This is a genomic window from Streptomyces liliiviolaceus (genome assembly GCF_018070025.1).
Taxonomy (GTDB): Bacteria; Actinomycetota; Actinomycetes; order Streptomycetales; family Streptomycetaceae; genus Streptomyces; species Streptomyces liliiviolaceus.
The window spans coordinates 5,189,478-5,209,110 of record NZ_JAGPYQ010000001.1 but is presented as its reverse complement, the minus strand read 5'-3'; the positions used below and the strand labels follow the sequence as shown (position 1 = coordinate 5,209,110).

General features: G+C 70.8%; 17 protein-coding genes. 15 read left to right on the top strand and 2 right to left on the bottom strand.

Annotated features, from left to right (window positions below):
- The first annotated feature begins 15 nt into the window (after positions 1-15).
- Together J8N05_RS22850 and J8N05_RS22845 are read left to right on the top strand one after the other, a co-directional pair.
- A complete protein-coding gene (locus J8N05_RS22850) occupies positions 16-228 on the top strand; it encodes an MbtH family protein (protein WP_210885411.1) in 213 nt (70 codons plus the stop codon).
- A gap of 80 nt (positions 229-308) precedes the next feature.
- The gene (locus J8N05_RS22845) at positions 309-833 is read left to right on the top strand and encodes a GNAT family N-acetyltransferase (RefSeq protein ID WP_210885409.1); all 525 of its coding nucleotides are present in this window, start codon (positions 309-311) and stop codon (positions 831-833) included.
- Here the strand turns inward: J8N05_RS22845 and J8N05_RS22840 are convergent.
- Both J8N05_RS22840 and J8N05_RS22835 read right to left on the bottom strand, forming a co-directional pair.
- Positions 822-3,140, bottom strand: a complete 2,319-nt coding sequence (locus J8N05_RS22840; protein WP_210885407.1) for an FdhF/YdeP family oxidoreductase — start codon at positions 3,138-3,140, stop codon at positions 822-824. The genes J8N05_RS22845 and J8N05_RS22840 overlap by 12 nt on opposite strands.
- 39 nt (positions 3,141-3,179) lie before the next feature.
- Positions 3,180-3,740 carry an SRPBCC family protein gene (locus tag J8N05_RS22835; RefSeq protein ID WP_210885405.1) on the bottom strand — a complete coding sequence of 187 codons (561 nt, stop codon included), beginning with the start codon at positions 3,738-3,740 and terminating at the stop codon, positions 3,180-3,182.
- Positions 3,741-4,607: 867 nt separating this feature from the next.
- Here J8N05_RS22835 and J8N05_RS22830 point away from each other — a divergent pair.
- From J8N05_RS22830 to J8N05_RS22770, 13 genes are all read left to right on the top strand, one after another.
- Positions 4,608-5,642 carry a ParB/RepB/Spo0J family partition protein gene (locus J8N05_RS22830; protein ID WP_210885403.1) on the top strand — a complete coding sequence of 345 codons (1,035 nt, stop codon included), beginning with the start codon at positions 4,608-4,610 and terminating at the stop codon, positions 5,640-5,642.
- A gap of 96 nt (positions 5,643-5,738) precedes the next feature.
- A complete protein-coding gene (locus J8N05_RS22825) occupies positions 5,739-7,787 on the top strand; it encodes an anthranilate synthase family protein (protein ID WP_210885401.1) in 2,049 nt (682 codons plus the stop codon).
- Entirely contained in the window at positions 7,784-8,986 is a 1,203-nt protein-coding gene (locus tag J8N05_RS22820) for a 3-deoxy-7-phosphoheptulonate synthase (protein WP_210885399.1), read from the top strand. Before J8N05_RS22825 ends, J8N05_RS22820 begins: the two co-directional genes overlap by 4 nt.
- 134 nt (positions 8,987-9,120) lie before the next feature.
- Positions 9,121-9,891, top strand: a complete 771-nt coding sequence (locus J8N05_RS22815; protein WP_210890313.1) for a 2,3-dihydro-2,3-dihydroxybenzoate dehydrogenase — start codon at positions 9,121-9,123, stop codon at positions 9,889-9,891.
- A 9-nt stretch (positions 9,892-9,900) separates the two neighbouring features.
- On the top strand, positions 9,901-10,578 hold the full coding sequence (locus J8N05_RS22810) for an isochorismatase family protein (RefSeq protein WP_210885398.1): 678 nt from the start codon (positions 9,901-9,903) through the stop codon (positions 10,576-10,578).
- A gap of 16 nt (positions 10,579-10,594) precedes the next feature.
- Positions 10,595-11,125 (top strand): SRPBCC family protein, encoded by a 531-nt coding sequence (locus J8N05_RS22805; protein WP_210885397.1) that lies wholly within the window; start codon positions 10,595-10,597, stop codon positions 11,123-11,125.
- Between the two features lie 57 nt (positions 11,126-11,182).
- Positions 11,183-12,766 (top strand): class I adenylate-forming enzyme family protein, encoded by a 1,584-nt coding sequence (locus tag J8N05_RS22800; protein ID WP_210885396.1) that lies wholly within the window; start codon positions 11,183-11,185, stop codon positions 12,764-12,766.
- A gap of 15 nt (positions 12,767-12,781) precedes the next feature.
- Positions 12,782-14,461, top strand: a complete 1,680-nt coding sequence (locus J8N05_RS22795) for an AMP-binding protein (protein WP_210885395.1) — start codon at positions 12,782-12,784, stop codon at positions 14,459-14,461.
- Complete coding sequence (locus J8N05_RS22790; RefSeq protein ID WP_210885394.1) at positions 14,458-15,684, top strand: acyl-CoA dehydrogenase family protein; 1,227 nt, start codon at positions 14,458-14,460, stop codon at positions 15,682-15,684. The genes J8N05_RS22795 and J8N05_RS22790 overlap by 4 nt, the downstream gene beginning before the upstream one ends.
- Positions 15,681-16,799, top strand: coding sequence for an SDR family oxidoreductase (locus J8N05_RS22785; RefSeq protein WP_210885393.1), 1,119 nt, complete (start codon positions 15,681-15,683; stop codon positions 16,797-16,799). The genes J8N05_RS22790 and J8N05_RS22785 overlap by 4 nt, the downstream gene beginning before the upstream one ends.
- Positions 16,796-17,809 (top strand): SDR family oxidoreductase, encoded by a 1,014-nt coding sequence (locus tag J8N05_RS22780; RefSeq protein ID WP_210885392.1) that lies wholly within the window; start codon positions 16,796-16,798, stop codon positions 17,807-17,809. The genes J8N05_RS22785 and J8N05_RS22780 overlap by 4 nt, the downstream gene beginning before the upstream one ends.
- Entirely contained in the window at positions 17,806-19,317 is a 1,512-nt protein-coding gene (locus J8N05_RS22775; RefSeq protein ID WP_210885388.1) for a PEP-utilizing enzyme, read from the top strand. Before J8N05_RS22780 ends, J8N05_RS22775 begins: the two co-directional genes overlap by 4 nt.
- The gene (locus J8N05_RS22770; protein WP_210885385.1) at positions 19,304-19,579 is read left to right on the top strand and encodes an acyl carrier protein; all 276 of its coding nucleotides are present in this window, start codon (positions 19,304-19,306) and stop codon (positions 19,577-19,579) included. Before J8N05_RS22775 ends, J8N05_RS22770 begins: the two co-directional genes overlap by 14 nt.
- Positions 19,580-19,633 lie beyond the last annotated feature (54 nt).

Here is a 19,633-nt window from a genome sequence, read left to right as displayed (position 1 = left end):
ACAGGAGAGAACGACATGGACGAGAACACCCGCTACCAGGTGCTGCGCAACGACGAGGACCAGTACTCCCTCTGGCCGGTCGACATCGAGGTGCCCGCTGGCTGGCAGCCCGTCGGGAAGGAGGGCACCGAGGAGGAGTGCTCCGCGTACGTCGACGAGGTGTGGACCGACATGCGTCCGCGCAGCCTGCGTGAGCGGATGGAGAACATGGAGGACACGGAGGTCTGACCCGTCCGTGGCCGCGGAGGGACGGGGACGGAGAACCCCGCCCCCGTCCCTCCGGCCTCACCCCACCCAGGAGTCCATCGATGACACCCGTCCTGAAGACCGAACGGCTGGAGTTCACGCCCTACCGCCCAGAGGACGAGACCCACTTCGTCGCCCTGCTGCGCAACGAGGTGGTGTGCCACTGGATGGGCCAGGACATGGTGTCCGAGGCCGACCTGCGCGCGGCGTTCCGTGCCATCCTCACCGACGTCTATCCCACGCGGCGCTTCGACGTGTGGGGGGTGTGGTGGCAGGGGACGTACATCGGGCACGCGGAGGTGAAGAGGACCGGCAACGTCGACGGTCATGAACTCATCGTCGCCCTCGCCCCCGACTACTGGGGGCAGGGTATCGGCACCGAAGCCGTGCACGGCCTGCTCCGCCACGCCGCCGACAACCTCGGGCTGACGGAGGCCTACGGCATGGTGGGCGCCGGGAACACCGCGAGTCTCGCCCTGTGCCGGCGCCTGGGCTTCCGGCACGTACGCGATGTGGTCGGCGAGGACGGCACGGTGAACCGGATGGTCGTCATCTCCGTACCCGACGCCTCACGTTCACCTCGCTGACGCGGTCGCCGTCGGCGACGCGACGGGCTCCAGACGGACGACGATCGCCTTCGACGTCGGCTGGTTGCTCTTGTCGGACACGCTGTCCAGCGGCACCAGGACGTTCGTCTCGGGGTAGTAGGCGGCGGCGCAGCCCCGGGTGGTGGGGTAGGGGACCACGCGGAAGTCCCCGGCACGTCGATCGGGGTCGTCGCCCCACACGCTGACCAGGTCGACGTGCTGTCCCGCGGAGAGGCCCAGTGCGGTCACGTCCTCCGGGTTGACGAGTACCACCCGACGGCTTCCGTGAATGCCCCGGTAGCGGTCGTTGGGCGTGTACGGGACGGTGTTCCACTGGTCGTGGGAGCGCAGGGTCTGCAGCAGCAGGTGCCCCTCGGGGGCCTGGAGCATCGCGAAGTCGTTGGCGGTGAACAGTGCCTTGCCGACGTCGTTGTGGTAGACGCCCTCGTTGACCGCGTTGGGCAGTTGGATGCCGCCGGGCCGTGTCACACGACGGTTGAAGTCGTGCAGTCCTGGGACGATGCGCGAGATGTGGTCGCGGATCGCGCCGTAGTCGGCCTCGAACCGCTCCCACGGGATGTCGGCGGCCCGGCCGTCGAGGGTGCGGCGGGCGAGCCGGCACAGAATGGAGATCTCGCTCAGCAGCAGGGGCGAGGCCGGTTGCAGCCGCCCCTGAGAGGTGTGCACCTCGCTCATCGAGTTCTCGACGGTGACGAACTGCTCCCCGTCGGCCTGGATGTCCACCTCCGTGCGGCCGAGGGGCGGCAGGATGAGCGCGGTCTCGCCGCACACGGTGTGGGACCGGTTGAGTTTGGTGGAGATGTGGGCCGTCAGACGGCAGGTGCGCATGGCCTCTTCGGTGACCTCGCTGTCCGGTGCGGCCCGGACGAAATTGCCGGCCAGGGCGAGGAAGAACTTGATACGGCCCTCGCGCATCGCCCGGATCGAGTTCACGGAGTCCAGCCCGTGGGCGCGCGGCGGGTCGAAGCCGAACTCCTCCTGGAGCGAGTCGAGGAAATCGTCCGGCATCTGCTCCCAGATGCCCATCGTGCGGTCGCCCTGCACGTTGCTGTGCCCGCGTACCGGACAGGCGCCGGTGCCGGCCCGGCCCACGTTCCCGCGCAGCAGCAGGAAGTTCACGATCTCCCTGATGGTGGGGACGGCGTGCTTGTGCTGGGTGATGCCCATCGCCCAGCAGACGATGACGCGCCGGCTTGCCAGCACCTCGTCCCGTACCTGCTCGATCTCCTCGCGGCCCAGACCGGTCGCGGCGAGGATGTCGTTCCACCCGACGGTACGGGCGTGCTCGGCGAACTCCTCGAAGCCCTTGGTGTCGCTCTCGATGAAGTCGCGGGCGAGGACCTCGCCCGGTCGGGCGTCCTCGGCCTCCAGCAGCAGCCGGTTGATTCCCTGGAACAGGGCCAGGTCGCCGCCGTTGCGGATGTGGAGGAAGCGGTCGGCGATCTGGGTGCCCTTGCCGATGACCCCGCTGGGCTTCTGCGGGTTCTTGAACCGCAACAGCCCAGCTTCGGGCAGGGGGTTGACCGCGACGATGCGGGCGCCGTTGCGCTTGGCCTCTTCCAGCGCGGACAGTTGGCGCGGATGATTGGTCCCGGGGTTCTGCCCCACCACGAAGATCAGGTCGGCGTGGTGCAGGTCGTCGAGGCTGACCGTCCCCTTGCCCGTACCCAGCGTCTCGTGCAGCGCGAAGCCGCTGGACTCGTGGCACATGTTGCTGCAGTCGGGCAGATTGTTGGTGCCCAGCGCCCTGGCGAACAACTGCAGCACGAACGCGGCCTCGTTGCTGGCCCGGCCGGAGGTGTAGAACACCGCCTCGTCGGGGGAGTCGAGCGACGTCAGCTCGGAGGCGAGCAGGTCGAAGGCGTCGTGCCAGCTGATCGGCTCGTACGAGTCGGACCCCGGCCGCTTCACCATCGGCTCCGTGAGCCGGCCCTGCTGGTTCAGCCATGTGTCGGAGCGCCGGCCCAATTCGGAGACCGTGTGCTCGCGGAAGAAGTCGGCGCCGATGCGCCGTGACGTCGCCTCGTCGTTGATGTGCTTGGCGCCGTTCTCGCAGTACTCGTTGCGATGCCGGTTGCCGGGTGAGGGGTCAGCCCACGCGCAGCCGGGACAGTCGATACCGCCCACCTGGTTCATGGTCAGCAGCGTCTCCCCGGTGCGCCGTACGGAGGTCTCCTCCAGGGAGTACTCCAACGCGTGCGCCACCGCGGGTACGCCCGCCGCCCACTTCTTCGGCGGGGTCACGGTCAGAGCCTCGTTCGACTCCTCGCCGGGGGCCTTCTTCATCGGTATCGCCTTTCAGTCACGCTGTTGTCGCTCCCGGCGTCAGCCGACGGGCCAGTGGGGCACACGGCTCCGGTGCGGCTTGGGCTCGTCGGGCCGTACGCGTCCGCCGTGGATGGTGCCCCGCCAGGCCCCGCTCTCCGCGCCGAGCCCCTCGATGTACGCCTTGAAGTGCCGCAGCTCCCGCTGGACGACACGGGCGACCAGCTCGGGGAGGCCGCCGAGCAGGGCGGTGGCGCCGGGTGAGTCGACCTCGATCCGGACGACGACGGTCGTACGGTCCGTCGTGCCGTCCGGCGTGCCGGCCGTCGTGGTGGGGCCGTCCGTGGCGGTCGGCCGGAACAACACCTCGCCCTGGTGGACGAAGTGCCGTTCGAGGCTCTGCCACGTCAGATGGGAGTCGGGTTCCTGTTCGACGATCTCGGCCTGGAACTCGCGGCGCACGGGTCCGACCCCGACCGTCCAGGAGAGGAGCGCCGGCCGGACCTGCTCGACCCTCTTCACCGCGGTCATGAACCGGGGAAAGCTCTTGAACTGCGTCCACTGGTTGTACGCGGCACTCACCGGGACCGCGACCTCGATCGTTTCCTCAACCCTGAACATGCTCCACCCATCGTCAGGCGCCGCTTGCCCCAGTCTCACCGCAGGTCCAGCGGGTCGCCACACGTCACGCCTGCTGCCGGGCGGCCGGGTACCCGTCATCCGGGCCACCTAACAGGACCGCCTGACCGGGCCACCCGGCGCACGCCGGACAGCCCGTCACCGGACCGCGGACGGCGGATGGCGGGCCGCGCCCGCGGAATCGCGAAAGCGGAAGTTAATATTCCGTTACAGCGCCGAGCGCGTCCACGTTTCAAGGTGGATAACCTGTTTCTGATGCCCAGCTATTCGTGACGCAAACGGGGTTCGCGGGAATTCGGGGGGCGACTTTCCGTCGCTCGGCTTCTCTGTCGCCGCGACGCCTCTGAAGTGCGCCGTTGTCGTCGGTACCCGATCCGGCGGTGTGCGTGAAGATCACCAACCACTGCCGATGTCCCCGCGTTTTGGTGAGTGCGTGGCTTGTTAACAGCACATCACGTTTTGGTTGCCGGTGCCGAGGGGCGGCTGATACGGTCGCTTTGTCTTGGAACAGCTGTTGACTAAAAGGTGGAATGGCAACTCTTTCACCGTCCTTGATCGCGCCCGAGATGATCTCTCCTGAATCTCCGGCGTGCTCTTCGGGCGACTGCGTGGGTGTTGCGATTCGTCGGCGCCCCGAACGGTGTCGGTGCGGTCGGCGTTCCACCGGACACACGGGACAACTGGCCGAAATGCACGGGGGTGTGCCTTGAGTCGATCATCCTGTTACTTTCGCGCTCATGCGGCTGGAGATTTTTTCGGCTGCGTGCCTCCATGGGCGGATGCCCTTCGATGTCTCTTGCCATCGTTGTCGTCCTGCAAAGCTCCAGCTCGCCCCGGGGGGATAAACTCATGAACGGTCAGCGATTAGCTGACGCTTCCGCGCTTATATCGGGCCCGTCCACCGAATTGGTGTCGTTGAGCGAGTTGACCCGATTTGATTCCCCCCGGCTTTCGGGTGCGGACCATGAGCACGTGCGCCTCCTGGCCGAATCGGACACCGAACTGCCGCCCATTCTCGTGAACCGCCGGACGATGAGCGTCGTCGACGGAATGCATCGCGTGCGCGCGGCGGAACTGCGCGGTCAAGAGAAAATCGAGGCGGTCTTCTGCGAGTGCGACGACGAGGAAGCATTCGTCCTCGCCGTGAAGGCGAACATCTCCCACGGCCTCCCCTTGCCGCGATCCGACAGAAACGCCGCCGCCGAACGGATCGTCAGCTCCCACCCCGAGTGGAGCGATCGGGCGATCGCCGCCGTCACCGGCCTCTCCCACAAGACCGTCGGCGCGATCCGGCGCCGTGCGAGTGGGGAAATTCCCCACTCGAACACCCGGATGGGGCGTGATGGCCGGGAGCGGCCGGTCGACGCCGCCGAGGGGCGCGAACAGGCGGGCAGGATCCTCGCCGAACGTCCCGGCGTCTCGCTGCGCGAGGTCGCCAGGGAGGCCGGGATCTGTACCGCCACCGTGCGGGACGTCCGGGACCGGCTGCGGCGCGGTGAGGCGCCCGCCGGCCCCACACGGCGCGGGCCGGGGACGGCGCCTGCCGAAGCGGCCGCGGAAGGGACCCCCGAGACGGCGGGAACACTGCCACGGCCGAAGGCACTGGCCCGTATCGACGGTGGCGCCGACCATGACGTCGACCTCGCGGGACTGATCCACAACCTGCGCAAGGACCCCTCGCTGCGGTTCTCCGAATCGGGCCGCACCCTGCTCCGGCTCCTGGACGTGTGCACGGTGGGCCCGCAAGAGTGGACCCGGATCGGCGAAAACGTTCCGCCGCACCGTGCGGAGATCATCGTGTCGGCCGCCCGTGCGTGCAGCCGGGCATGGCAGGACTTCGCGACGGAACTGGAGCGACGCTCCGATCGGCAGGCATCCGGCTGACGTTCCCGGCTCTCCCACCCTCCCCCCGTTCCGCCTCGATGGACCGACGCCCGTCGCCTTGCGCGGCCTGCTTCACGGCGCCCAGGAAAGGCAGGCATGACGATCAGCACTGTCCGGGACTTTCGCGAGACGTGCGCTCGGGACCTCCTCAACTCCCTGCTGACGCCCGACCCACCCCCGTTCGCGCTCCTGCGCAGAGCCGGTACGGACACCCCCGAGGTGGAGGTCCTGACGGGGGAGGTGCGAGAGGTGACGACGCTCGCCGACGTGCCGCTGCCCGGCCCTGTGCACGCGACCGGGAGCGGAGCCGAAAGCGGGGCCGAGGCCTGGGCCGGGTCCGAGGCCTGGGCCGGAGCCGGGGGACCGGCGGAGGTGCTGGCGGCCATCCCCTTCCGCCAGATCACCGAGCGCGGGTACGCCTGCAACGACGACGGCGAACCCATCCTGACGCTGGCCGTGCGGCAACGAGCCGCTCTCCCCGTCCAGGAGGCGCTGGAACTGCTGCCCGACGCCGAAGTCGCCCTGTCCGAGGGCGGGTTCGACGTCGGGGACGACGAGTACGAGAAGGTCGTGCAGAAGGTCCTCGACGAGGAGATCCGGTCCGGCGAGGGCTCGAACTTCGTCGTCAGACGGTCCTTCCGGGCGACCTTGCGCGACTACCGGCCCGAGGTCGCCCTGACCGTCTTCAAGCGGCTGCTGACCATGGAGTCCGGCGCCCACTGGACGTTCGTGGTGCACACCGGCGACCGCACCTTCGTCGGCGCCTCCCCGGAACTGCACGTCCAGGTGGCCGAGGGCGTGGCGCGGATGAATCCGATCAGCGGCACCTACCGCTACCCGCCCTCGGGCGCGGACATGGACGGCGTACTGGAGTTCCTGGACGACCGTAAGGAGACCGACGAGCTCTTCATGGTCGTCGACGAGGAGCTGAAGATGCTCGCCAGGGTCTGCGACGGCGGCGCCCGGGCCCGCGGCCCCTACCTGCGGCAGATGGCCAGACTGGCGCACACCGAGTACCTGCTGGACGGCCCCACGTCCCTGGACGTGCGCGAGGTGCTGCGCGAGACGATGTTCGCGCCGACCATCATCGGCAGCCCCCTGGAGAACGCCTGCCGGGTGATCGCCCGCCACGAGGAGAGCGGCCGCGGCTACTACGGCGGCGCCCTCGCCCTGCTCGGCCGGGACACGAACGGCCTCGCCACCCTGGACTCGGCGATCCTGATCCGTACCGCGGAGATCCGCCGGGAGGGCACCGTACGCATCGACGTGGGCGCCACGCTCGTACGCGACTCACGGCCCACCGCCGAGGTCGCCGAGACCTGGGCCAAGGCCGACGCGCTGCTCGCCGCCACCGGTCTGACGGGGCGGCCCCGGACACCGGACCCCTCACAGCGGTCGCGACAGTCGCCGGAGCCTCTGAGGGACGACCCCCGTGTCACGGACGCCCTGGACCGCCGCAACGTGGGGCTGTCGGCGTTCTGGCTCGGCAAGGAGGACGACCGGCCCGTACGCTCCCACGCCCCCGACGCGGGACGTGTGCTGATCGTGGACGCCGAGGACAAGTTCACCGACATGCTCGGCCACCAGACCCGGGCCCTGGGACTGGACGCCACGGTCCGCCCCTGGTGGTCGGTGCGCTCCTCGGACCTGGAGGCGTACGACTGCGTCCTGCTCGGCCCCGGCCCCGGCGACCCCCGGGCCACCACCGACCCGAAGGTCCGCGGGATCACCGAGATGACCGGCCGTCTCCTCGCCGGCGGCATCCCCTTCGTCGGTGAGTGCCTGAGCCACCAGGCGCTGTGCACACTCCTCGGGCTTCCGCTCCACCGCCGCGAGAGGCCCAACCAGGGCACGCAACGCCGTATCGACTTCTTCGGGCGCCCCGAGGCGGTCGGCTTCTACAACTCCTACGCGGCCCGCCACGCCGAGGACGTCCTGCGCTCACCGCTCGTGCGCGGAAACGTGTACCTGTGCCGGGATCCCGCCACCGGGGAGGTGCACGCCCTGCGCGGGGAGCGGTTCGCCGCCGTCCAGTTCCATCTGGAGTCGGTGCTGACCGAGCACGGCACCGGCCTGCTGGCCGATCTCCTGGAACGGGTGCTGCGTCCTCCGGCGGACCGCGGCGAACACGGTGCCCACCGATGACCGGCGACGGAGCGCGGAGCACTCCCCGACAGCCGTGGCCGGCGGGCGTGGAGGCGGCCCAGCAGCCGGACTGGGCGACGCACCCCGCGTACGAGCCCAGCTGCACCGCGCTGGCGTCCGCGCCCGCGCTGGTGACCCCGGAGGAACTGGCGCGGCTGCGGCGGGCCCTCGCGGTGGTGGCCGGGGGCGGGGCGGTGATGCTGCAACTCGGCGACTGCGCGGAGAGTTTCGAGGAGACCGACGCCGACCAGGTCCGGGCCAAGACGGCGGTGCTGCACGCCCTCGCCGACGAGGTGGCCGACAGCACGGGCCTGCCGGTGCTACGGGTCGGGCGGATCGGCGGCCAGTTCGCCAAGCCCCGCACCCTGCCCCACGAAGAGGTCGGCGGAGTGCTGCTGCCGGCCTTCCGGGGCCACATGGTGAACGGCGAGAGCCCCACCCCCGAGGCACGGGCCCACGACCCGCGCCGGATGGTCCGGGCCTACCAGGCGAGCGCCGACGTACTGCGCGCCCTGACCCGCGAACGGGACCAACGCGCCCGCCGCTTACAGGAGTTCGAGGACGGGCCGTGGGCCAGCCATGACGCCCTGGTCGTCGACTACGAGGCCCGGCTGGTCCGTACGGACGGCGGGCGGCGGTTCCTCGGTTCGACGCATCTGCCCTGGCTCGGCGACCGCACCAGAGCTCCCGACTCGGCCCATGTCCGGCTGCTGGCATCCGTCGTGAACCCGGTGGCGCTCAAGCTCGGACCGTCCGTCGCGACGGACGAACTGCGGGAGGTGTGCGCGCTGTTGGACCCGTACCGGATGCCCGGTCGGCTCACCCTGATCGTGCGGATGGGCGCGGAGCGGGTGACCGGGCTGTTGCCGCCGCTCGTGGCCGCCGTACGGGACGCGGGGCACCGGCCGGTCTGGCTGAGCGATCCGATGCACGGCAACACGGTGCGGGAGGCAGGCCGCAAGACGCGGCGCCTCACCGACGTCGTGGACGAGGCGAGCCGCTGCAAACGCGTGCTGGAACGGGCGGGGGAGCACCCGGGCGGACTCCATCTGGAAGTGGCCGCGTCGGATGTCACCGAATGTCTGGGCGGAAAGGTCGACGGGGTCGACCGGCTGGCCGAGCGGTATACGACGCTGTGCGATCCGCGACTGAATCCGGACCAGGCCGCCGAATTGATGCGGGCCTGGGTCCGGTCCTAGATTCCGGTCCACGTCCACACCTGGATTCGCGCACAGGAATCCGTAGACTCGCGATATCCCGCCGTTGCCCTGTGTCTTGTGCCGGCGGACGCCCTTCTTTTCTGGAAGGTGGGAAGGTGACCGAGCACAGTGAAATCGTCTCCCGCGTCGCGCTGGTGACAGGAGCGGCGGGCGGAATCGGAAACGCCGTGGTGCGCGCTCTCGCGAGTCGCGGAGCCGTGGTGGCGGCCGTGGACAAGGACCCGGCGGGACTCGCCGATCTGGTGGAGAAATCGGCAGCCGACGGACTGAAGGCCGTCGCATTTCCCACCGACATCACCGTATCCGCCCGGATCGAGGAAACGGTCGAGCGGATCGAGAACGAACTCGGTGCCGTGGACCTGCTGGTGAACGCCGCCGGAGTCATGCGCTCCGGAACCTTGGTCGACATGTCCGACACGGACTGGCGGGCAATCTTCTCCACCAATCTCGACGGTCTCTTCCATTGCTCCCGGGCCGTCGCCGCACGAATGAGGGAACGCGGAGAGGGCGCGATCGTGACCGTCGCCTCCAACGCCGGACGGATACCCCGATTGCAGATGGCCGCGTACGGCGCCTCGAAGGCCGCCGCCTCCCTCTTCACCAAATCGCTCGGGCTGGAACTGGCGGAACACGGAATTCGCTGCAACGTGGTGTCGCCCGGCTCCACCGACACCGAGATGCTGCGTTCGCTGTGGACGACGGAATCGGGCCGCCAGTCGACGATCGACGGTTCCGCGGAGGCGTACAGGACCGGAATTCCGCTGCGCCGGATCGCCGAACCCGGTGACATCGCGGACGCCGTCGTCTTCCTCGCCTCCGACCGGGCCCGGCACATCACGATGCAGGACCTGTGCGTCGACGGCGGCGCCGTCCTGGGGGTGTGAACAGCGGACATGAGCATCCCCGCCATCCCGCCCTATCCCATGCCCACCGCCGCCGAACTGCCCCCGAACCAGGTCGACTGGCGGCCGGACCCCGACCGGGCCGTCCTCTTCCTGCACGACCTGCAGGCGTACTTCCTCGCCCCCTTCGACCCCGACAGTTCTCCGTACGAGGAACTGCTGGCCCACATCGGCGCCCTGCGCGAGCGTGCCGTCGCCCTCGGGATGCCGGTGGTCTACTCGGCCCAGCCCGGCGACATGGACCGCGAACAGCGCGGCCTGCTCCACGACTTCTGGGGCCCCGGAATGTCCGCGCGGGAGCACGACACCGCGATCGTCGACGCCCTGAAGCCGGCCGACGGAGACCTGGTCCTCACCAAGTGGCGCTACAGCGCGTTCGTCCGCTCCGAACTCCGTGACGTGATGGAGAAGTCCGGACGGGACCAGCTGATCGTGTGCGGGGTGTACGCCCATGTCGGCTGCCTGATCACCGCCGTCGACGCCTTCAGCTCCGACATCCAGCCGTTCCTGGTCGCGGACGCGGTGGCCGATTTCACCGCCGAACACCACCGCTCCGCACTCGATTACGCCGTCCGCTGCTGTGCGGCCGTGCACACCACCGCGCAGCTGCTCGATCTCCTGGACGTGCCAGACGTTTCCGGCGATCCGGCCGGTCCAGTTGTCCCGTAGGAGGGGTGACGCAGTCATGAGCTCCACCGAGACATTTCGCATCGACGTGACGACCGGCGTACAGGCCGATCCCGCGACGGTATTCGCCTACGTCAGCGACCTGACCAGGAGCGGCGAGTGGAGCCCCGAGTGCCAAGGCGGTGAATGGACCTCGGGAGATCCCGCGACCGTCGGCTCCGTCTTCACCGCCCGCAATCACCGCGAGCCGGAAGTGGTCGCCTGGGCGCCGGTCGTACGCGGCGAATGGACCACCCAATGCGAGATCGTGGAAGCCGTTCCGCCGCGGGTGTTCAGCTGGGCCATGAGGGACAGCGGCGGGCGGGCCCAGGAAAGCGTATGGTCGTTCACGGTCGAGCCGACGGCGGAGGGCAGCGCACTCACCCACGCCTTCTGGATGGGCGAACTGACCGAGGGCATGCGGGGAATTCTCTCCGGCATGAACGACGACGAGGTGAAGAAGTTCCTCGTCGACTGGGCGGACAAAATCCAGGGCGACATACGCCGGACACTCGCGCGCATCAAAACCCGACTGGAACAAGGCTCCTGACGACAGCACAGAGAATGGCACGGCTGAACGCGGACGCCCGTGGAAGGTGGCACCACCGTGATTCTGCAACGCATCGGGAACAGGGGACTGTTCCTGGGTTCCTTCTTCGACGGCGCCGCCAAGAAGAGCCCCTATCAGCGCATCACCCTCGACCACGAACTCGACATCGCACCGGAATTGGGCAGTGACCTCACCGTCTACGCCTGTGCGAACCTCGTCGCCGAAATGGCGTCCGCCCTGCGCGACCAGAATGTCCGCCCGGGCGACAAGGTCGCCGTATACAAACAGGACTCCTTCGACATCTTCCTGCTCATGTGCGCGGTGGCCCGTACCGGCGCCGTTCCCGTCGCCCTCTCCCCGAGCCTCGACGGCGAGACCGTGACACGGCTGCTGGAACGCTGCGCGTGGCCGCATCTGATCACCGACGAGAAGAAGCTGCGGGAGGAACTGCCCGCCGAGGTGGCCGGCCGCTGCGCCCGCGTCCTGCTGGTGACCGGCGAGGCCGAGGGCGCCACCGCGCTCCGGCGGAACCCGGCGGAGCACCCGCGCCCGTTCGCCAGGCCCCGGGCGGACCGACCCGCGCTGCTCACCCACACCTCCGGCACCACCGACGTGCCCAAACTGGTCGTCCACACGGCCCGTTCCCTGCGCGCCCGCTACCGCCCGCAGGCCCTCGGTGCCCGGTTGCTGATTCGCGGACGCGAAACCCTCGCCGTGCGGGTCTCGTTCGTCCACTCGCGTCTGGTCACCGCACTCGCCATCGCGCTGGACCGCGGCTTCCCGATCGTCATCACCAAGGACGCCACGCCCCAGCGGATCGCCGACATCTTCGCCGAGGTCAAACCCGGCGTCCTGGAGGCCCACCCCAACACGTTCGTCGAATGGGAGACGCTGGCCGACGACCCGCGCGGGCCCCTGTCCAACGTGCTCGCCCTCAGCTCCACGTTCGACGCCATCCACCCGCGGACCGTGCAGCGGATCCTGGGCGCCTCCCGGCGCCGGCGCCCCTTCCACCTGCAGCTGTACGGGCAGAGCGAGATCGGGCCGACCGTCGGCCGGGCCACCTCACGGCGGCGCGCGATGTCCGCCGACGGCCGGTGCGTCGGCTTCCCGTTCCCCGGGATGACCGCCGTGCGGGTCGTCGACCGCGACGGCCGTACGCCCGGCCCCGGCACACCCGGTTTCATCGAGGTGCGCTCCGACGGCCGGGCGCTCACCTACTTCGGCGAGGACGCGCGCTTCCGGCAGCAGCTCGACGACTGCTGGTGGCGCATGGGCGACGTCGGCCACCGCACCCGGTGGGGCTGTCTGCACGTCTCCGACCGCGAGGTCGACGTCATCCCCGGCTTCGGCAGCGCCCTGGAGGCCGAGGACACGCTCATGTCGCGGCTCGACGTCCTGCTGGAGGTCGTCGTCGTCCCCGGCGAGGAGGGCGCGCCGACCCCGGTCGTCGTCACCCGGGACGACACCCCGCTGGACCCCGCCCGGTGGGCCGCCGCCACCACGGGGCTCCCCGCCATGCGTCCTCCCGTCCAACTGCGCCTCGCCGAACTGCCGCGCACCGCCACCGCCAAGGTGCGGCGGCTGGAACTGGCCCGCCAGTTGTGGGCCCCGGACCCCGGCGCCCAGCCGGCCACGTGAAGGGGGAGGGTCACCTTGTCGCAGCGTAAGACGGCCGACCACGAGCGGCTGCTCGGCTGGCTGGACGCCCCGTCCGACGAACGCGGGATGCGGTTCCGGCTGGACGACGGCTCCTGGCAGCGACTCACCTACCGCGAACTGGCCCGCCGGACCCTGGGCGCGGGCGCCGCGCTCGCCGACGCCGGGGTGCGTCCCGGCGACGTCGTACCGCTGGTGGTGCCGGGCGGCGAGGACTTCGTCACGCAGTTCTTCGGGCTGCTGGCGATCGGCGCCACCCCGTCCGTACTGCCCCTGCCGCTCGCCCTGCGGGCGGGGGAGGGCTACCAGAGCCAGCTGAAGGCCATCACCGCCCGCATCCATCCCCGGCACGCGATCGCCGACCCGCGCTACCACGACATCGTCGGGGAGAACGTGGCCCGCATCGGCGGCGGCACCGAGGTCATCGCACCGCGCTACGCCGACCGCCCCGACGAGGCGCCGCGCGCCTGGGGCGACCTCGCCGTCCTCCAGTTCACCTCCGGCTCCCGCGGCTCCCCGCGCGCCCTGCGCGTCTCGGTCGCCAACCTGGCCGCCAACCTCCGCATGATCGGCAGCTGGATGGACCCGGTCGGCCACGGCGCGGTCACCTGGCTGCCGCTCTACCACGACATGGGTCTGGTCGGCGGACTGCTGGGCGCGCTGACCCTCCAGGTGGAGCACGCCCTGATGCGCCCGGAGCAGTTCGTCCGCGACACCCCCGGCTGGCTCGCCGAGTACGGCCGCACCCCGTACACCTCCATGTGCATGCCCAACTTCGGGTTCGAGCGGGTCCTGGCGACGGTCCGGCCCCACCATCTGGAGGGGCTCGACTTCTCCGCGCTGACCGCCGTCGTCAGCGGCGCCGAGCGGATCGACCCCGCGGTGCTGGCCCGGTTCGCCGCGCTGCTCGGCCCGTACGGCTTCGACGTCCGGGCACTCATGCCCGCGTACGGCCTGGCCGAGGGCACCCTCGCCGTCACCGGCGTCGGCAAGGGGGACCTGCCCCGGCTCGTGCGCGTCGGCGGACTGGAACGGCGCCTCGGCGAGAAACTGGACGTGCGCGAGAGCACCGAACTCAGCACCGAGCCGGTCGCCGAACCCTGGAACTGGCAGGTCAGCTGCGGTCCGCCGCTGGAGAGCGCGCGCGTGGAGATCCTGGACGAGGAAGGCGCCCCGCAACCGGAGGGCGTCCTCGGCGAGATCTTCGTCCAGGGCCCCTCGGTCGCCGAGGGCTACGCGGACGCGACCCCCGAGGACCTGGCCAGGCTGGGCGGCGGCAAGCTGTACACCGGCGACGCCGGATTCCTGCTGGACGGCGAGCTGTACGTGATCGGCCGGCTCGGCGACAGCGTGAAGATCAACGGCCAGAACGTCTTCGTCGAGGACATCGAACTGGAACTCGTCGCCTCCGGAGCCGTCTCCAAGCGCTACGCCACCGTCGTCGCCGGAGTCGTACGCGGCGAGCCACGCGTCCTGGTGGTCACCGAACGCCCCCTGGGCGACCGGCTCGACGACGTGCTGTCGGTCATCACGTCGTTCACCGGCGACGAGGGACGTGCCCAGGTGCTGACCGTCAAGCGGGGGACCATCCCGCTGACCTCCAGCCGCAAGCCCCGCCGCCGTTCGCTGTGGCTGGCCTACTTGGCGGGCGAACTGAAGGAGCGCAGCGACTCGTGAGTGTGGTGGACACACCGGCGCTGACCTCCCGCCTGTTCGCGGCGGGACCGTTCGGCGAACGCGTGGAGGAGGCCCGCGAACGGATCGCGGGACTGCTGCGGCAGACCTTCGAACCCGTCGCCCGACAGGCCGAGTCGGAAGGCCTGTTCCCTCGGGAGCTGCTGGCCGGACTCGGCGCCGCAGGACTCTTCCGGGAGCGCTGGGCGCAGGCCGACCCCGCCGAACCGTACGGCGATCCCGGACTCGCAGTGATCATCGCCGAGGAGAGCGGCCGGCTCGGGCACGCGGGCCTGTCGGTCGGGCTCAGCCTGCACTGCGAGACGGTCCTGTCGGTCCTCACCCGTTACGGCGACACCCCGCTGCTCGCCGAGTACCGGGACCGGGCGCTGGACGGACGGCTCGTGGGCTGCCTCGGCGCCTCGGAACCCACCGGCGGCTCGGACCTCAACGGCGTGCGCACCGTGGCCCGCAGGACTCCCGGCGGCTGGCACGTGACGGGCGAGAAGAAATACCTGTCGCTCGGCCTGGTCTGCGACATCGCCCTGCTGCTGTGCCGCCTCGACGAGGGCGCGGGACCGGTCGCCGGACGTCTCGGGCTGCTCGCCGTCCCCGCCTCCGGACTCACTCCCCGCAAGCGGCTCAGCAAGGCCGGCACCGCCGCGCTCGACACCACCTGGATGCTGGTCGACGCCGAGGTGCCCGAGGAGGCCCTGGTCGGCCGGCCCGGCAGCGGACTGCTCGTCGCGACCTGGGGGCTCAACCACGAACGGCTCTCCATCGCCGCCCAGGCCGTCGGCGGCGCCGCCCGCGCCATCGGCCTCGCCACCGCCCACCTCCAGCGCCGCGAGCAGTTCGGCGGACCGCTCATGGAGCAGCAGGCCCTGCGGCTGCGCCTGGCCGAACTGTCCTCCCGGCTGGTGGCGCTGCGCTTCGCCGTCTACGCCGCCGCCCAGGGCGTGCCGGTGCCGGGCGCGTGCGGCACCCGGGAGATCGCGGCGCTCAAGACCACCGCGGCCCGGTTCGTCGCCGAGGTGACGAGCGAGTGCATGCACCTGTTCGGCGGCCCCGGCTATCTGGAGGACGAGACACCGATGTCCCGCATGTGGCGCGACTCCCGACTGGCCCGGATCGGCGGCGGGACCGACGAGATGCTGTGGGAACTGGTCGCCGGCGGACTGGTCCCCGACGACGCCGCCTACGACGAGAGTGTCGACCTCGGATGAAACTGCTGCTCACCGGAGTCACCGGACAACTCGGCACCGCCGTCGCCGAGATCGCGCCCGAGCGCGGTGTCACGCTCGTGCCCCTGGTACGCCCCGCCCGCCCCGGCCAGGTCCCCTTCGAGCGGGCCTTCCCGTCCCTGGCCGCCGTCCAGGTCACCGGCGACGTCCGCGAACCCCTGTGGGGCCTAGGCGAAGCCGATCTGGACGCGCTCGCGGACGACGTGGACGCCGTCGTCAACCTCGCCGGGGACACCAACTGGGCGGGCAGCGGCCGCGACCTGTACGCCGTCAACGTCCTGGGCGCCCGCAACGGCTACGACGTGGCCCGTGAACTGCAACGCCGCTCCGGCCGCCGCGTGGCCTACGTCCAGGCGTCCTCGATCTACGTCGTCGGCGGCACCCTCGGCCGCATCGCCGAGACACCGCTCGCCCCCGACCGCCACCGCACCGCGTACGAACACAGCAAGTGGCTGGCCGAACGGGAACTGGAGCGGCAGCACGGGCCCGGCGGCCCCGACATCCTCATCAGCCGGGTCGCCGCACTGCTCGGCGACTCCCGCACCGGCGCCACCCGCAAGCGCAATTCGCTGTACCTGCTGGCCGAACGGTGGGACGAACTGCCCGGCCGGGTCCTGCCCGCCATGCGCGGCGCCAAGGTCGACGTCCTGCCCCGCGACCTGGCGGCCGGCACCCTGCTGGACTCGGTGGCCGGACTGCGCCGGTCGGGACCTCACCCCGAGCCCGTCATCACCCATCTCTCGGCCGGGGAACGGGCCCCGACCCTGCGGGCCCTGCTGGAGACGGCGCGCGCCCTGTCGCCCCTGGCCTTCGGCAAATGGGTCCGGCTCGTGCCCGCCTCCGCCGAACAGGTGCTGTGGCTCTCGGCCAACGCCGAACGTTTCCTGCCCCTCTCACCGGCCTGGCGCAACAGCCTCATCGGGCTGCGCTACATCGGTCTGGACCGGGTGATGGAACGCGGACGGCTGGCCCAGTTGGTCGACGGACGACTGCCGGAGCCCTCCGCCGAACTGCTGGCCCGGCTGCTGTTCGACCTGCCGGAGCCCCAACGGCCCCTGGCCCCCGCCGACCACGGATTGTCGAGGTTCCTGGCATGAACGTGTTGATCCTGGGCGGCTCCGGATTCCTCGGCACGGCCGTGGCGCAGGCCTGCGTCCGCTCCGGCGCCACGGTCCGGGTCCTGTCACGCTCCGGCCGCGCCACCGCCGGCGAGGGCGTACGCGGCGACGTACGGCTGCCGCGCCTCGGCCTGTCCGCCGCCGAGCTGGCCCGGGTCCGGACGGAGACCACCCACGTCGTGTTCTGCTTCGGCTCGGTCTCCTGGACCTCCGGACCCGGCGAGGTCCTGGAGACCCACAGCTCCGGGACCCGCTCGGCACTGGCCTTCCTGCGGGAACTCCCGCACCTGCGGCAGGCCGTGCACGTCTCCTCACTGCTCGCGCTCGGCCGCTCCGAGGGCCGGATCACCAACCGCGAGCTGTACACGGGCCAGCGGTTTCGCAACTGGTACGAGTACGGCAAGTACTGCGCCGAACGCCTCGTGCGGGACACACCCGAACTGCCCGTCGGCGTCGTGCGCTTCGGCCCGGTGCTCGGACCCGACCCGCGCGGCGGACGCCCCGACACCCGGCACGGACTGCCGATGGCGTTCCCTCACCTGCTCGCGGGCTACCCCGTCCATCTGGCCCGCCGAGGCGACTTCCCCTGCTGGATCACCGATGTGTCCTCGGCGGCGGAGATCGTGCTCAAGGCCCTCGACAAGCCCATCGGACGGGCCACCTGGACCTGGTTCGACCCGGCGCTGCCCACCCTCGGCGAGGTCTTCACCGAGGTGTGCCGGCCCTGGGGCGTCGTACCGAAGATCGTGGAGGCCGCGCCACTGGGCCGGTTCACCCGACTGATCGGTGAACGCGTCGGCACCCCAAGGGAGTTGGCCGACTACGCCGAGCCCTGGCTCGACCTGGACGTCGACGTCCTCAAGGAGATCCCCGAACCCTGGCCGGTCCCCGACCCCGACTACCTGGGCGCGACCGGCGAGGCCCTGCGGGCAGGCACGGCAAGCACGGAGACCTTGCGGGCAGGCGCGGAGAAGAGGGCCCTTTCATGACCGCGCGACCCGCGTCGGTGGACACCGACCCGCATCCGTACTTCACCGTCTACTCGGCGGGCAACTTCGGCGAGGTGGCCCCCCAGCGGCTCTCGCCCATGTCCTGGTCGCTGGTGGGCGATCCCATGGAACGCGGCACCCGCGCCCTGGCCCGGCGGCTGTGGGGGCGCCCCGCGTGGGCCGAGGGCGGCCACTACGTCTTCGTCGGCTACTTCGGCTGCCGCCCGTACCACAACCTGGCCGCGTACTGTCATCTGTCCGCGTCCATCCCGGGCCTGCGGCCCAGCGACGTCACCGACGCCTACTTCGAGGGCGTCGACTCCCCGGCGGAACTCACCGCCCTGCGCTCCGGCCGGACCCGCCAGTGGGCCGGCTCCGCCCGGCTGCTGCGCGAGATGCGGGACGCCGGACCACGGCTGCGCGCCCTGGAGGAACAGGTCGCCGAACTGGAGTGGGGGCTGCGCGCCGCGACCACCGCGAACAGCCCGATCGCCCTGGCCGGGGTACTGCGTGACGCACAGCCCGTCCTGGAGGAGGCATGGGCGGTGCACATCCTCACCACCTCCGGTCTCGTACCGGTGCGCGCACTGCAACGCCGGGTCTACGGCAAGCTGCTGCGGCACGGCGAGGAGATCGCGCACTGGCTGACGCGGCCCCGCGAACTGGTCTGGGACCGGCTGCACACCGCCGCCTCCACCCTCGACCCCCACGGACCGGGCGACTTCCTGTCCTCGTCCTTCTACGAGGTCGCCGACGGACTGGCCCCCTGGCAGGACTACGCCGTGCGGCACAAACAGGTCGCGAGCGGCGGCACCGAGGCCGCCGTCGCCCCGATCGACCCGGCCGAGGCGCTCGCCGGGATGGTGTCCCCGTGGCGCAGCCGCACCGTACGGTCCCTGGCGGTCGCCGTCGGCGAGATGATGGCCGGCCGCGAACACTCCAAGTCGCTGGCGATGCGCACCCTGCACATCTACCGGCGGCTGCTCCCGGCGCTGGCGACCTCACTCGGAGAGGACGCCGAGCGGCTGTGGCCGTATCTGACACTGCGGGAGTTCACGGATCTGGCGACCTCACCGGGACGGATCGAACGGGCCCGGCCGCGGGTCGAGGCCTGCCGGGCGGCGCTCGCCACCCCGATGCCCGAACACCTCGACCTGAGCGCCGGCGACGACGTCATGCGGCCGTGGCTCAGCACGACACCCCAGGAACAGCGCGGCGTGGCGCCGGGCATCGGCACCGGCACGGTGATGGCCCCGCAGGACGACCTGCCCGACGAACCGGTGATCATCGTCTGCTCGTCGGCGGACGCGGACATCGCCCCGTTGCTGCCCTTCGCCGAAGGCGTCCTCAGCGAACGCGGCAGCGACCTGTCGCACATCGCCATCCTCGCCCGCGAGTACGGGATTCCCTGCGTCGTGGGCTACCCCGGAGCCGCCTCCCTGCCCGCGGGCACGGCCGTCTCCATCAATGGCAGTACCGGAGAGGTGAACATCTTTGACCGTTCCTGACCGCACTTCGACACCCAGTGAGGCGCTCACGGCACTGGAGGAGATCTACGCCAAGGTCAAACGGGTCCAGCGGGACCTGCGGCCGTCCGACCGGATCGTCCAGGACCTGGGCGTCGACTCGCTGGCCACCCTGGAGATCCTGCTCGCCCTGGAGGAACGCTTCGGCGTGGCGCTGGTGGACAACCCCCGCACCGCCGGGATCTCGACGGTCGGCGACCTCGTAGGACTCCTCGACGAACTGCGCGCCGACCGCGCCTCCTGACGCCCCCTGCCCGACGACCACCCGACGACGATGTGACCACCCGACGACCGTCCG

Coding starts and splice junctions, on each gene's coding strand:
- J8N05_RS22850 (WP_210885411.1), top strand. CDS start 16: ATGGACGAGAACACCCGCTACCAGGTGCTGCGCAACGACGAGGACCAG.
- J8N05_RS22845 (WP_210885409.1), top strand. CDS start 309: ATGACACCCGTCCTGAAGACCGAACGGCTGGAGTTCACGCCCTACCGC.
- J8N05_RS22840 (WP_210885407.1), bottom strand. CDS start 3,140: ATGAAGAAGGCCCCCGGCGAGGAGTCGAACGAGGCTCTGACCGTGACC.
- J8N05_RS22835 (WP_210885405.1), bottom strand. CDS start 3,740: ATGTTCAGGGTTGAGGAAACGATCGAGGTCGCGGTCCCGGTGAGTGCC.
- J8N05_RS22830 (WP_210885403.1), top strand. CDS start 4,608: ATGAACGGTCAGCGATTAGCTGACGCTTCCGCGCTTATATCGGGCCCG.
- J8N05_RS22825 (WP_210885401.1), top strand. CDS start 5,739: ATGACGATCAGCACTGTCCGGGACTTTCGCGAGACGTGCGCTCGGGAC.
- J8N05_RS22820 (WP_210885399.1), top strand. CDS start 7,784: ATGACCGGCGACGGAGCGCGGAGCACTCCCCGACAGCCGTGGCCGGCG.
- J8N05_RS22810 (WP_210885398.1), top strand. CDS start 9,901: ATGAGCATCCCCGCCATCCCGCCCTATCCCATGCCCACCGCCGCCGAA.
- J8N05_RS22805 (WP_210885397.1), top strand. CDS start 10,595: ATGAGCTCCACCGAGACATTTCGCATCGACGTGACGACCGGCGTACAG.
- J8N05_RS22785 (WP_210885393.1), top strand. CDS start 15,681: ATGAAACTGCTGCTCACCGGAGTCACCGGACAACTCGGCACCGCCGTC.
- J8N05_RS22780 (WP_210885392.1), top strand. CDS start 16,796: ATGAACGTGTTGATCCTGGGCGGCTCCGGATTCCTCGGCACGGCCGTG.
- J8N05_RS22775 (WP_210885388.1), top strand. CDS start 17,806: ATGACCGCGCGACCCGCGTCGGTGGACACCGACCCGCATCCGTACTTC.